Consider the following 13,740-nt stretch of genomic DNA (forward strand, 5'->3'; position numbering starts at 1 on the left):
AACGTCCTACTAACGGATGGGGTGGGGACACCCTTCACACTTTCCCGCGGAAGGTAAACACCGCGTTGGACAGCGCGCGGATATATGGATCAGCGCTTTCTGAGAACACCTCCTCCGGCGTACCGATCCCTTTGATTTCTCCCTCCTGCATCACCATTACCCGGTCAGACATACGACGGGCCACGGACAGATCGTGGGTGATGAACAGAACGGACAGGTGGTGGCGCGTCTTCATCTCTTCCAGAAGGCGAAGGATCTGATTCTGGATCGAGACGTCCAGAGCAGAGATGATCTCGTCTGCGATCAACACCTCCGGTTCAACGAGGAGTGCCCTGGCGATGGCGATCCGCTGCAGCTGGCCGCCGGAGAATTCCCCGGGATACTTCCCAAGGCTGTTCTCCGCAAGACCGCACTCTTCCAGGATGCGCAGGATCTTCCCCTCTCTTTCGGCAGGCTCCATATCCGGGTACCAGAGACGAAGAGGTTCCTCCAGCAGGCGCTGCACCCGCATGGAGGGATCCAGGCAGTCGAAGGGATTCTGGTACACCATCTGTATCTTCTTTCTGTATTTCCGGAATGCGGTCTCGGGCAGATCCTGGATCTCTGTGCCATCCAGCAGGACCCTCCCGGACGTTGGTGGAAGCAGGTGCATCAGGATCTTTGCCAGGGTGGATTTGCCGCAGCCGGATTCCCCCAGCAACCCCAGGACCTCCCCTCGGCGCAGGCCGAAACTCACATCCTTCACCGCCGTGATGCCGGAAGCCCGCGAGAGCAGGCCCGTCCGTGCTCCCGGAAAAACCTTGGTGATGCCTTCCACTTCTATGATATTCGATGACCTTTCCTCGCTCACAGCTCTTCCTCCCCCATGATATTCAGCGTCTCTTCCACCAGTTTCCGGGTATAGGCATCCTTGCCGCAATAGAACAGTTCTTCTGCCAACCCTTGCTCCACGATGCTCCCATCTTTCATGATGATCACATGGTCGCAAATGGACTGGAGCAGCCCCAGGTTATGGCTGATGAAGAGAAGCGTCCATCCTTCCTTCTCCAGAAGAGTCCGGATGAACTCGATGGTGTTCCTCTGAGAGATCGCATCCAGGGAGGTGGTGGGTTCGTCGGCGATAAGGATCTTTGCCCTGGACTCCAAGGCCATGGCGATGGCGATCCGCTGCCGCATGCCCCCTGACAGCTGATCCGGATACTTCCGCAGAGTCTCCGCGCCGCCCCGGATCCCAAATATCTCCATCTGGGCAAGAAGATGCTCCTCCAGTTTCCCTGGCGGCATGCTCCCTCTGTGCAGCCTGACGGTCTCTCCCCACTGTTTCCGGATCCGCTCATTGGGGTTCAGCGCGTTGATGGAATCCTGAAATATGATGGCGATCTGCTCCGACAGAAAAGCGCGCCGCTGCCTGTAAGGCATCGCCAGCAGATCCTGCCAGCTGTCATCCGGAAGTCGGAAGAGGATCCGCCCGTCATACTTTGTGCTCCCTTCGGGAAGAAGCGCCGCGATCGCGTTCATCGTCATGCTCTTCCCCGCACCGGACTCCCCGGCGATGGCCCATCGTTCCCCCTCTCGCACAGAGAAGCTCACATCCCGGAGCACGCAGGTCTCCGTGCTCCCGTTTTGGATCCATACGCTTAGGTGTTCCACCTTCAGTAGTTCTCTTTTTTCAATCATAGATCGTCAGCTCCGTTCTCTTCAGACGGCTGTCATCGAAGGCAAAGTGGAAGAACAGCGCCAGCAGACAGACCGCAATGATGGGGCAGATGACAAGCCGCGGGTAGGTGAGGATGTAAGCCCGGTACTGATACAGCAGGGTGCCCCAGTCCGGATTGGTCACATCCGTCCCCAGTCCGATGAACGCAAGGCCTGCATACTGGAGCACCACGTTGCTGGCATTGTTCCCCAGATACACCAGCAGCTGTCGCAGTATGTTGGGAAAGATGTGTCGAAACAGGATCGTGCTCCCGGGAAGTCCCAGACTGAGCTCCGCGCTGACAAAGTCCTTCTCCTTGATCCCGGTGGTGAGCCCGTCTGCCAGATTGATGTACTGGCCCATGTTCCCGATGCCGAAGATAATGCCGGCCATGGGGGCCGAGAACCCGAACAGCGCCGAAAAGATCAGGGCCATGACAAGGGAGGGGATCACCGTGACAAAGTCCGCCAGAAACTGGATCACCGTCTTCACCAGGCCGCCCTTGTAGGCGCCGATCATCCCCAGCAGCGAGCCCCCCGCAAAGGAGATCCCTGTGGCCAGAAAGACCACGATCAGCGTCCGCTGTCCTCCCGTGACCATCAGGGCGAACAGATCCCTGCCAAGATTGTCTGTCCCCAGCCAGTGGGCCGGACCACAGCCCTGGTAGGTATGCAGCATATCCGTCAGTTTGATGTTCTGGTGGGGGATCAGAAACAAAAGGAGCACAAACACCAAAAACGCGCCCCACAGAATGTATCTCCTCTTCATGCTCCCCTCCTTGCTCCCAGCAAATACAGAACCAGATGGAGCACCAGATGCACGAGAAACATCCAGAGGACCACCACCAGGATATAGGTCTGCAGGATTGTATAGTCCCTGCTGTCCATGGCAGAGACCAGCATGGTAGACAGCCCCGGGATCGCAAAGGCGAACTCCAGCACCGTGCTCCCGCCGAACACCCCGGCAAACCGTGTGATCACCGCCGCAATCAGGCTGGCCAGCGGCGGCTTGTACGCGTGCTTCCACAGTACCTCCTCCGGCGCAAACCCTCTGGAGACCATGAACTTCACATAGCTTTGTCCCATCTCCTCCCGAAACGCGGCGCGCACCACCCGGGACAGCCCGCCGATGCTGTACAAAGCCGTCAGCAGTATCGCCGCCAGGATAGAGTATCGCCCGTCTCCCGTAAAGAAACTGGCGATCCCGAGCTTCACCCCAAAGGCATTGATGATCAGGATGGACAGGATGAACATGGGCACACTCTGACAGAAGACCGTCATGCCCGTGGTGATCCTGTCCCAGCGTCCGCTTCGGGTGAGGGCGGCCCGATACCCCAGGAAGAAGGCTCCAACGGCACCCAGCAGGATCCCGATGATCCCGATGGAAAAGGAGTAGGGCATCTTGGCCAGGAACCGCTCCCGGATGTTCTCTCCCGACACCAGCGAGACACCCCAGTCTCCCCGCAGGAAGTTACCGATCCAGCCGGTATACTGGAAGATCAGCGGCTCATCCAGCCCCATCTTCTCCTTCACATAGGCCTCGTTCTCCGCCGTGTGCGGCAGGTGGTAGGCATCCAGCCACTTGTCCACCGGGGTGGTGGGCATCATCCGCACCGCCAGAAAGATCAGCGCCGAGGTCACCAGGAAGATCAGGCACCACTTGCTCAGAAATCGTATTGCATTCCTCATAACTTCATCACCCGGCGGGACTAGCCCGCCCAAAAGACAGGCGGGCCCACAGAGTGTGCCCGCCGCTCGCAAATAGATTGGTTTTACAGGCCGAGTTCTGCGTTGACGCAGTAGTAGTCGCCGCAGTATGGCTCATATGCCTTGACTCTCTCGGACAAAGCCACGTGCCACTGAGGATCCACCAGGTAGATCATGGGCAGATCTTCTGCCACGATGGCCTGGATGTCTCTGGACTGCTTGTCTCTGTCCTTACCCGGCTGCGTCTTTCCCATCTCGTCCAACAGCTTGTTGACTTTGTCGCTGCTGTAGCCGGCATAGTTTCTGCTTCCGTCCTTGGCAAGCGCCATGTTCAGGAAGGCCGATGGCTCACCAGAGGGTGCGGTGTGCTGCGCGTAGAACACCAGGTCGTAGTCGCCGCCCTCCAGGTTGGCGTTGATGTCATCCACCACATCGGTCTTGCTGTCGATCCCTGCTGTCGTCAGCTGAGAAGCGGCCAGCTGCATCAGGATCGGCAGATCCGCCCGTGCGGAGTAGGTTACCATGTGAAGGGTCAGCTTCTTCCCGTCCTTCTCATAGTAGCCCTCGTCGTTCTTCTTGTAGCCCGCCTTCTCCAGCAGTTTGGCGGCCTCTTCCGCCTTTGTCTCCACCTTCACATCTCCCGCGAAGGAATAGTACTGAGCAAAAATACCATTGGCCACCCGGCCGCCCTGTAGAGCCTTGACCATTTCCTCTCTATCCAGCAGCAGATCGATGGCCTTGCGCACGTCGGCGTCTTTCATGGGGCCGTCCTTCAGATTGGTGAACCCGAAGTACTGGTAACCCGCATCATAATCCTTGACGGTGAACCCTTTCCCCTTCAGTGTCTCAGCGCTTTCCGGAGTGAGACCGAACATCAGGTCTACCTCCCCTGCCTCAAAAGCCTGCTCCATGGCGGCCGTATCGCTGAACACCTTCAGGGTGACATCCGAACGCTGCTCTGCCCGGTCGTCGTAGTAGGGGTTCGGCTCCAGCTCGAGGGATACCTCGGAGTCCAGCTTCTTGACCATATACGGACCCGTGTAGAGGAAGTCATCCCCGTCCTGCTTGAACACCACGTTGCACCACTCTGCCAGCAGCGACTCCATCACCGGGGTCGGTTTCTCGGTCTTGATGGTCAGCGTGCCGTCCTTCTCGGCGGTAAACTTCACCACGCCCGCCGTGCCGTTCGCCATCTCGTTGTTCTTCTGCAGGTAGTTCATGCAGTCCGCCAGCGCCTTGGCATCGCAGTCTGAGCCATCGCTGAACTTCACCTTCCCGGTGAGCGTCGCGGTCCAGGTCAGGTCATCCTTTCGCTCGAGCTTTTGCACAAAGCGGGATACCAGGTTGCCCTTGGCATCCTGCATGTAGATCCCTTCGCTGATGCCGTGGGAAGTCAGATCCCAGGCACTGTCCACCGGGTTGGTATTTCCGGCGACATAGCTGCAGCCGACCACGATCGGGCCATCTGCAGTTGCCTCTTCCGACTCTCCTCCGTTATCTCCTCCGCCGCAGCCGGCCAATACCAGCGCCACGACCGAGAGGCTGAGGAGCAACAAAACAAGTTTCTTCTTCATAAGACTCTCCTTTCTCTCCTCATGGATGTCCGCGTGATGGCAAACAAAAATACCTATCGCTTATGCCTACGACAGCACCCATGCTTCACATCTGCGGTCTTCTGACTCGGGGTCAAACCTACTTGCCGCCCTTCTCAGGATGTTCATTTCCCAATGGTTTATGCAGCGTTCGATTCCCCATTACAGCAGGGATAAACTGTACCGGGATCTCACCGGACTTCCTCAGCATCAAGGCTGATTGCAGATGTTCATTATATTTAACTGTTGTCTGATTTTACACCAGAATATGAAAACGGTCAAGGGGGTGTGTCAAAGGGGACGGTTCTTTTTGACACACTCGGTAAGTGTGTCAAAAAGAACCGTCCCCTTTGACACACCCTTTGGCACACCCCCTGGTATATCCTACGCCAGATCCACCACGTCCACGTCGGGCAGGATCATGATATGGTAATCGGGATACAGCGCCTGTACTTCCTGCGACATGATCCCTACCGCGTCGGCTTTGTCCACATCAAAACTGAGGACCACATCGAAACGCATGGACTTCGCTTCGGTATCAGCGTAGAATCCGTGGAGCTGCAGCGCCCAGTCATGGGACATGACGGTCTTCTGTACCGTGTTCCGAATCTGCGCCGCCTCATCGTCGCTGGTGTTGTAAGAATAGACTCCAATACCCGTGAGGATAACTCCCGTCTCCTTGAAAACGCGAGCCTGCGCCCGGCGAGTCAGTTGGTCCACCTCGTCTACGGTCATTGTGTCAGGCAGTTCCAGGTGCACGGAACCGTAGTACTTGTCCGGCCCGTAATTGAAGAGCGTCAGGTCGTAAGCGCCGCGCACCTCCGGTTCCTGCGTCAGGATCTCCCGGATGCGCAGGCTGGTCTCCGCGTTGCCCCTCTGCCCGATGATGTCATTCAGCGTCTCGATCATCATCTCGACACCCGCCTTGATGATCACCAGGGAGATCACCACGCCCACGTAGGCTTCCAGGGAGATGCCCCAGATCAAATAGATGATGGCGGAAGCCAGGACGGAGGCGGACAGGATCGCATCGAAGGAGGCATCAGATCCGGAGGCGATCAGTGCTCCGGAGTTCACCTTCTGGCCCTGTCTCTTTACATACCGGCCCAGGATAAGCTTCACCACGATCGCCACTGCGATGATCACCAGCGAGACGGTGGCGTAGTTGGCTGTCTCGGGATGGATGATCTTCTTCACCGACTCTACCAGGGAGGTGATCCCGGCGTAGAGCACGATGGCCGCCACCAGCATGGAGCTCAGGTATTCGATCCTGCCGTAACCCAGCGGGTGTTTCTTATCCGGCAGCTTGGCCCCCAGTTTGGCTCCGATAATGGTGATCACGGAGGACAACGCATCCGACAGGTTGTTCACCGCGTCCAGTGTGATGGCGATGGAGTTGGAAAGCACGCCGATCACGGCCTTGAAGGCTGCCAGCAGCACGTTGGCTGCGATCCCTATGATGCTGGTCCTGACGATCACCTTCTCCCGGTTCATCGATAGTTCCAGCGCATCCAGACTTTCATTGTTCATCCTTGTTCTCCTTCCAGTACGTCAGAGTGTGTCAGGAGGGACGGTTCTTTTTGACACACTTTCGACGCAAATTCCCTCAACTTGTCGTTATCCTACAGGGGAGTGTGTCAAAAAGAACCGTCCCCTTTGACACATTTCTCCACTGCCGATCTGACAGCCTTCATATCCTCGGTGGGCTCGAACCGGGCGACCACATTTCCCTCCCGGTCGACGAGGAACTTGGTGAAGTTCCAGCCGATGTAGGTTTTGTCCCCGAAGGCTTTGTTGTTGGCCTTGGCGAACTTGTTCAGTGCTGCGCTCTTCAAGCCTTTGCCAAATCCCTGGAAGGGCTTCTCTGTAGCAAGCCACGCGAACAGCGGATCCGCCGTCTCCCCATTCACATCGATCTTGGCGAACTGGGGGAACTCCGCCCCGAACTTGAGGGTGCAGAACTCGTGGATCTCCTCATCGGAACCCGGTGCCTGCCCGGCGAACTGATTACAGGGGAAGTCCAGGATCTCCAGCCCCTGGTCCTTCAGGTCTCTGTACATCTCCTCCAACGGCTCATAGTGTGGCGTGAAACCGCATCCGGTGGCTGTATTCACGATCAGCAGCACCTTTCCCTCATACTCTGCGAGACTAACGTCGTTGCCCGCCATATCTTTTACTTTGAAATCATATACCTTTGCCATTTTGAATCTCCTTCCTGTTAATCCAAAAGCTCATATAACAGATCATAGAGCGCCTTCGCCTTCTCTGGCGGAAGCGTGATGCAGTTGCCCACCTGCGACGGGATGTGTTTCGCCTTCTCCTGCAGCCCACGCCCTTGCTCGGTGAGGCTGATCAGCACCACCCGGTCATCTTCACTGCTGCGTTCTTTTCGGATGTGTCCTGCCTTCTCCATCTTCTTCAGAAGTGGAGAGATGGTGCCCGTGTCCAGGTGCAGCCGGCTGCAGATCTCGCCGGCGGGGATGTGATCCCTCTCCCACAAAACCAGAAACACCAGATACTGGGTGTAGGTCAGCCCCAGTTCCTTCAGCCAGGGCGTGTAGAGGCCGGTCACCGCTCTCGCCGCCGCATAGAGCGGGAAACAAAGCTGATTATCCAGCTTCATCGCTTCCTTGTAATCATAATCTGTGTCCATGGTCTGTTGTCCTCTCTAACTATATTTGATACAACTATATTTTACGCAATATAATTGCTTTGTCAAGAGGTTTTCTCAGGATGTGGAGGTTTTCTCAGGATGCATCGGGGGATATCTGGGGTCTGCCTGCTGTTATGGGCAAGCCCATTTGCACACCATTCTAGGGGGTTTTTTGCGCATCGATCGCGCAACCACACCTACTGCCCCTCCATAGTTTCCATTATTTTTCATTATTGTCAGAAATCCGTCCCGAATCGTTCCTGAAATCGAATGTATATTCTTCCACGGCCATACGAAATGGATAAATCTATCGAATCCCTGCCGAAATATCCATATGCCACTTTGTACCTGGGACTGTGCGCTTCAGCCTGTTTGCCTGAGACCGCGCGCATCACCCTTTTACCGTCGATGACAGCACTACACCGGTGATGGTCACCGCCAGGCCTACCACCACGAACCACCCGAAGGGATCCCCTGCCGCAATGACACCAGAGAGGACACCCACACTGGTGGAGACACTGGCACTGACGTTGGTGGCCAGGGCCGGATGGAGTTTGGAAAGCCCCACGTTCAGCAGAATGTAACAGAGGCAGGAGCAGAACACCCCCAACATCAGGATGGCGATGCAGGGAGCCGGTTCCCCCAGAAGCCGCGTGTAGCATCCGAACCCGTTTCCCATGAGAAGATTGATGATCTGGAAACCGAATCCGCTCATGATCGCCATCACCGCCGTGATTTCCAGAGGGCTGTACTCATCGCTGAGCCGGGCACTCAGGTTGCTGTACAATCCACTGATGGAGGTGGCGCACAGCAGCAACACATACCCGTACCACTTCCCGCTCAGCGAGAACGCAGGAGAAAACACGGTGCAGATAGCGACCCCCGTAAACGCGATAAAGATGGAAGCGATCATCCGCGGGGTAACCTTTCGACGGAAGAACAGCGCCCCCACGATCATGGTGAAACACGGGATGGTGGAGATGATGATGGATGACTCTGAGGTAGAGGTGTTGGCGATCCCCGCCGTCTCAAAAAGAGAATAGATGAAAGGCTGGCAGAAGGCTGTCAACATGAGCTGCCGGGTGCCCGGTTTCCGCAGGTCGATGCGGATCTTTCCTGTCGCGATGAGCACCAGAAAGATTCCCGCTGCGATCATCCAGCGAACCGTGATAACCTCGATGGGCGAGGCGACCTTCACCACCACCGTGGTGGCAAAGAACGACCATCCCCAGAAGGTGGCACAAAGCAACAGCGCCCCATATGCGATGATCCGATCGTATTTCTCTCCTTTAGACAAAGCCTTGTTTCCTCCTACCTCTCGAAATGATTCTATTATCCCACTTTTGGAAATATTATTCAAGAGAAAACAGGCTGTTGCACCAGAATGCAACAGCCTGTTTGTTCTATATGTCTTGGACAGTGATCGTCAGCTCTACAGCTGCGGACCGGCGGCAACCAGTGCCTTACCGGCATCATTGCTGGTGTACTTGTCGAAGTTCTTGATGAATCTGCCTGCCAGATCCTTCGCCTTCTCCTCCCACTCAGCGGCATCTGCGTAGGTATCGCGAGGATCCAGAATCGCTGGATCTACGCCCGGCAGCTCGGTCGGTACTTCGAAATCGAAGAACGGGATCTTCTTGGTAGGTGCCTTCAACACATCACCGCTGAGGATCGCATCGATGATGCCGCGGGTGTCCTTGATGGAGATACGCTTGCCGGTGCCGTTCCAGCCGGTGTTGACCAGGTAGGCCTTGGCTCCACTCTTCTGCATTTTCTTCACCAGTTCCTCTGCATACTTGGTCGGATGCAGTTCCAGGAAGGCCTGTCCGAAGCAAGCGGAGAAGGTCGGTGTCGGCTCAGTGATGCCGCGCTCGGTTCCTGCCAGCTTGGCGGTGAATCCGCTGAGGAAGTAATACTGGGTCTGCTCCGGTGTCAGGATGGAGACCGGTGGCAGTACGCCGAATGCGTCAGCGGACAGGAAGATCACGTTGTCTGCGTCAGGTCCAGAGGACTTGCCGTTCACGTTCTTGGCGATCTTCTCGATATGCTCGATAGGATAGGATACGCGGGTGTTCTCCGTAACGCTCTTGTCGGCGAAGTCGATCTTCCCCTCTGCGTCCACGGTAACGTTCTCCAGCAACGCATCTCTCTTGATGGCGTTATAGATATCTGGCTCACTTTCCTTGTCCAGGTTGATGACCTTGGCATAGCAGCCGCCCTCAAAGTTGAAGACGCCGTTGTCGTCCCAGCCGTGCTCATCGTCGCCGATCAGCAGTCTCTTAGGATCGGTGGACAGGGTAGTCTTGCCGGTGCCGGACAGACCAAAGAAGATGGCGGTGTTCTTACCTTCCATATCTGTGTTGGCAGAGCAGTGCATGGAAGCGATGCCCTTCAGCGGCAGGTAGTAGTTCATCATGGAGAACATGCCTTTCTTCATCTCGCCGCCATACCAGGTGTTCAGGATAACCTGCTCACGGTCGGTGATATTGAAGGCTGCCACTGTGCTGGAGTTCAGGCCCAGAGCCTCCCATTTCTTCGCTTCGGCCTTGGATGCGTTGAATACCACAAAGTCAGGCTCAAAATTCTCCAGCTCCTCGGCTGTCGGCGGGATGAACATGTTCTTCACAAAGTGTGCCTGCCAGGCAACTTCCATAATGAAACGAATGGCCATCCGAGTATCCGGGTTGGTGCCGCAGAACGCATCCTGAACAAACAGTCTCTTACCGGAAAGCTCTTCGATCGCATCTTTCTTGACGCTGGCCCATACCTCCTGAGACATGGGGTGGTTGTCGTTCTTGTAACCTTCCGATGTCCACCATACGGTGTCCTTGGAGTTCTCATCCATGACGATGTACTTGTCCTTAGGGGAGCGTCCGGTATAAATTCCAGTCATCACGTTGACCGCGTCAAGCTCTGTGAGCTGTCCCTTGTCGTAGCCTGTGAGTTCCGGCTTCATCTCTTCCTCGAACAGGAACTCGTAGGAAGGGTTGTGGATGATCTCTGTAGCGCCTGTGATACCGTACTTGGTCAGATCCAAATTTGCCATAATTATACCTCTCTTATATTTCTGGTTACTTGTGTGTTAACGTTCCAGTCTATTCCATTTCGATATTCTTACATAGTATATTATACAACAACATTACAGAAAATCAACGTCTCACATCAAAAATGTGACATGCTATCCATGTCAGGCAAGTGTCAGGCCAGGACCCCGGCCGCCAGATAGCAGACCAGGGACAGTCCCCCGACGATGGCCGCATAAGGCAGTGAGGCCCTCACCACGCCCATGTTGTTCACTCCGGTACCCGCCGCGGTAAGGAACATCGTGTCCGCATAGAAGCAAAGGTTATAGCCCATCCCAACACCGCTCATCAGCGCCCCCAGTGTGAGCACGGTGGACACACCGGCTTCGTTCGCCAACGGCAGGAAGATCGGAATGGTGATCAGCATGACTACCCAACAGGTCCCGGTGGTGAACACCAGAGCGGCCACCATCAGGAACGTAAGCGCGGGAATCACCCAGGCCGGCACAGAGGCGCTGGCCAGCCCTACCACCAGATCAAACACGCCCATCTGCTCGTTGGCATCCCCCAGGACGAACCCGAAGAACAGCACCATGATCAGCGTTAGCATGGACGATGCCCCCTGGAAGAAGAAATCAAAGAACATGGATACACTCATCAACCGTTGGGGCAGATAGAGAAGGAACTGACAGATCAGCCCCAGAAGCAACCCTACCAGCATGTTCTTGTCAAACCACATGGCGCCTCCGACGATCACCACCAGGGGGAGCAGCAGATTCAGCGGCGAAGAGTCCTTCTCCTCGTCCAACTCAGCAAATTCCAGGATGGACTTGCCCTGTTCCTCCGGCACGTATACCGGACCGCCTGTCTCTACCCGGGCATAGGCCTTCTTCAGTGCACCCAGCCTGGGGAACAGCCCCAATGCAAGCAACAGGCAGAGCACCACAGCGATCACCGGATAAAACATTACCGCGATCGCCTGAACATACTCAACGAACCCCATCCCCTCCTTCTCAATGAGTTTGATGGTGAATCCGGTCCAGCTGGTAAACGGCACGATCAACACCAGCGCACAGGCCATGGCGTTCACCTGAAAGGCCAGATGTTCCCGGGGAATACGGCACCGGTCCGTGATCCCCCGCATGGTAAACCCCACGGTCAACGTGTTCAGGTACTCGTCCACGAACAGAGTCCCCGCGATGATCCAGCAGAAGAACAGCGCGCTCCGCGGCCCGCGTATGAACCGGCTCATGAACCGGGCAAACCCCTGTAATCCGCCGGATTCCTGCAGGAGCCGGATGATGCTTCCGAACGCGATCAGAAAGATGATGCAAAACTGCAGCGAATCGTCGGACAAAGCCCTATAGAAGGACGCGATGGTCCCTTCAATAACATTTCCCTTGTGCAGGATCACCATGGCCAGCGCTGCCGCTGCCACCATGGCCTCTGCCATCTTCCGTGTCCACACCGCCAGCACCAGCAGCGTGGCCAGGGGCAGTAAGATTATGATCTGTGACATGTCACCACTTCTCTTCCTCTGTTTGAAATGCTTTGTGCATCAAGTATACCATAGACGCACGATCCGCACAGCCGTTTTTGGGTTTTTTACCCTTTTGGTGATCCCTTGCGCCAAAAGAAAAACCCCCTTTCGGTAACCGGAAGGGGATCAACGTCCGCAATGCGAGACTTATTATGGGCTGTTTTCAGGCGGTCTGCTTCTCCAGGTCGCTCCATCCGAACCGGATCACGGAAATGATGATGGAGGCCAGAGTGATGCTCTCACTGATCACGCCACCCCAGGAGTGGATGAGGACATCGTACAGCAGTGTGCAGGGGGAACCGAAAAACTGAGAAAGACGAAGCTTTTGCGCGTTGTTCGTCCAGTATCCGACGGTGGTCACGCCCACCGAGACCAGCGGCAGCAGGCTGATCCATCCATCCCAGGTGAGGATCGTCATCACTGCCAGAAGAAGAAGGATCCCACTCATGGTCACCTTGCTCTTCACCCAGTCCCACTGATCGATCTTCAGAAGCAGAAGATTCCGGAGAATGTTCACCAGCAGGGAAACGGCACCAGTGTAGGCCCCCATGAGGCAGAACTGCAGGCAGAAGATGCTGCAGCCAAGAAGCTGGCACAGGAACAGCATGCGGTTGGAACGCAGCTGATAGGAGAAGATGAAAAACAACACTGCCACAAAGCCGATTCCCTGGATGAAAACTGCACTCATGTCCTGGCCCTCCTTCGTCACGGTCTATTGATCTGCCGCAAAATGCGCGACCTCGCGTTTCTGCAGTAACAGAATACCATGGAGAGGATGTTTTGTAAAACTAATAAATTCTATAGTTTCAATAAATATTTTTTATTATACAAATATCCTTTCAGCTTGACCACCGTTGACACCTATTTCCGCCAAGTGCTACAATGTCCATGGAAACGGAGGGAACAACATGATGGAAACGAAAGATCTGATCATTCGGGAGACGGAGTTTCAGGATCTGGATGTGTTCGATGAGTGGGAGCGAATGCCGTCGGTGACGGAATTCTTCAGCATCCCGGCGGACCAGACCAGAGAAGATCTATATCACAAGTTTTTTCAGGACAAGGACGACCCGGCGGCGCAGCAGTTCACGATCCTGCTGAAGCCCCAGGCGGGCGGTGACCTGTCCAAAGAAGGAGCGGAAACGGACGAAGGCGCGCCGATCCCCATCGGGCGGATCGTGCTGGCGGACATCATCCCCGGCTGGAAGGCGGAGCTCTGGCGTATCTACATCGCAGACACATCCCTGCGGGGAAAGGGGTACGGCCGGCAGGCGCTCACCGCCATGATCCACTATGGGTTTCAGGAACTGGCGCTCCAGCGCTTCTACCTGGATTTCTACTCTGGCAATCCGGCGGAGCATTTATACAAGAGCGTGGGCTTCCAGGAGGAAGGCGTGCTGCGGGGCAACTGCCGCAAGGACGGCGTTCTTCACGACGTCCACCTGATGTCCATGATGCGAGACGAATACGAGCGGTTGCTGGCGAAGTAGATCATCTGCTTCCGCCGGGCAACCGCTCGCGTTGCATTTC

Annotated in this window: 13 protein-coding genes and 1 riboswitch; of the genes, 1 reads left to right on the forward strand and 12 read right to left on the reverse strand. The window is 55.9% G+C overall.

The window, feature by feature from the left end; translation table 11 throughout:
- Positions 1-34 precede the first annotated feature (34 nt).
- The 12 genes from P156_RS12040 to P156_RS0107730 all read right to left on the reverse strand — a co-directional run bounded on the left by P156_RS12040 (position 35) and on the right by P156_RS0107730 (position 12,898).
- Positions 35-850 (reverse strand): ABC transporter ATP-binding protein, encoded by an 816-nt coding sequence (locus tag P156_RS12040; protein WP_051600825.1) that lies wholly within the window; start codon positions 848-850, stop codon positions 35-37.
- Positions 847-1,677 (reverse strand): ABC transporter ATP-binding protein, encoded by an 831-nt coding sequence (locus P156_RS12045; RefSeq protein WP_051600828.1) that lies wholly within the window; start codon positions 1,675-1,677, stop codon positions 847-849. The genes P156_RS12040 and P156_RS12045 overlap by 4 nt, the downstream gene beginning before the upstream one ends.
- Positions 1,670-2,464 (reverse strand): ABC transporter permease, encoded by a 795-nt coding sequence (locus P156_RS0107685; RefSeq protein WP_027869624.1) that lies wholly within the window; start codon positions 2,462-2,464, stop codon positions 1,670-1,672. Before P156_RS0107685 ends, P156_RS12045 begins: the two co-directional genes overlap by 8 nt.
- The gene (locus tag P156_RS0107690) at positions 2,461-3,384 is read right to left on the reverse strand and encodes an ABC transporter permease (RefSeq protein WP_034802385.1); all 924 of its coding nucleotides are present in this window, start codon (positions 3,382-3,384) and stop codon (positions 2,461-2,463) included. Before P156_RS0107690 ends, P156_RS0107685 begins: the two co-directional genes overlap by 4 nt.
- Before the next feature lie 83 nt (positions 3,385-3,467).
- Positions 3,468-4,976 carry an ABC transporter substrate-binding protein gene (locus P156_RS0107695; protein ID WP_027869626.1) on the reverse strand — a complete coding sequence of 503 codons (1,509 nt, stop codon included), beginning with the start codon at positions 4,974-4,976 and terminating at the stop codon, positions 3,468-3,470.
- Between the two features lie 75 nt (positions 4,977-5,051).
- Positions 5,052-5,236, reverse strand: a riboswitch (cobalamin riboswitch).
- 142 nt (positions 5,237-5,378) lie between these two features.
- A complete protein-coding gene (locus P156_RS0107700; RefSeq protein ID WP_027869627.1) occupies positions 5,379-6,524 on the reverse strand; it encodes a cation diffusion facilitator family transporter in 1,146 nt (381 codons plus the stop codon).
- A 107-nt stretch (positions 6,525-6,631) separates the two neighbouring features.
- Positions 6,632-7,195 (reverse strand): glutathione peroxidase, encoded by a 564-nt coding sequence (locus P156_RS0107705; RefSeq protein WP_027869628.1) that lies wholly within the window; start codon positions 7,193-7,195, stop codon positions 6,632-6,634.
- Positions 7,196-7,212: 17 nt separating this feature from the next.
- Entirely contained in the window at positions 7,213-7,647 is a 435-nt protein-coding gene (locus P156_RS0107710) for a MarR family winged helix-turn-helix transcriptional regulator (RefSeq protein WP_027869629.1), read from the reverse strand.
- Between the two features lie 391 nt (positions 7,648-8,038).
- Positions 8,039-8,944 carry a DMT family transporter gene (locus P156_RS0107715; protein WP_027869630.1) on the reverse strand — a complete coding sequence of 302 codons (906 nt, stop codon included), beginning with the start codon at positions 8,942-8,944 and terminating at the stop codon, positions 8,039-8,041.
- Between the two features lie 135 nt (positions 8,945-9,079).
- Positions 9,080-10,693 carry a phosphoenolpyruvate carboxykinase (ATP) gene (gene pckA, locus P156_RS0107720; protein ID WP_027869631.1) on the reverse strand — a complete coding sequence of 538 codons (1,614 nt, stop codon included), beginning with the start codon at positions 10,691-10,693 and terminating at the stop codon, positions 9,080-9,082.
- Between the two features lie 152 nt (positions 10,694-10,845).
- A complete protein-coding gene (locus P156_RS0107725; RefSeq protein ID WP_027869632.1) occupies positions 10,846-12,189 on the reverse strand; it encodes a Na+/H+ antiporter NhaC family protein in 1,344 nt (447 codons plus the stop codon).
- A 184-nt stretch (positions 12,190-12,373) separates the two neighbouring features.
- Positions 12,374-12,898 (reverse strand): YgjV family protein, encoded by a 525-nt coding sequence (locus P156_RS0107730; RefSeq protein WP_027869633.1) that lies wholly within the window; start codon positions 12,896-12,898, stop codon positions 12,374-12,376.
- A 220-nt stretch (positions 12,899-13,118) separates the two neighbouring features.
- Here P156_RS0107730 and P156_RS12875 point away from each other — a divergent pair, with 220 nt between their 5' ends.
- Positions 13,119-13,700, forward strand: coding sequence for a GNAT family N-acetyltransferase (locus tag P156_RS12875; RefSeq protein ID WP_051600830.1), 582 nt, complete (start codon positions 13,119-13,121; stop codon positions 13,698-13,700).
- Positions 13,701-13,740: the final 40 nt, after the last annotated feature.

It is taken from the genome of Eubacterium sp. AB3007, from assembly GCF_000688015.1.
Lineage (GTDB): Bacteria > Bacillota > Clostridia > Peptostreptococcales > Anaerovoracaceae > Aminicella.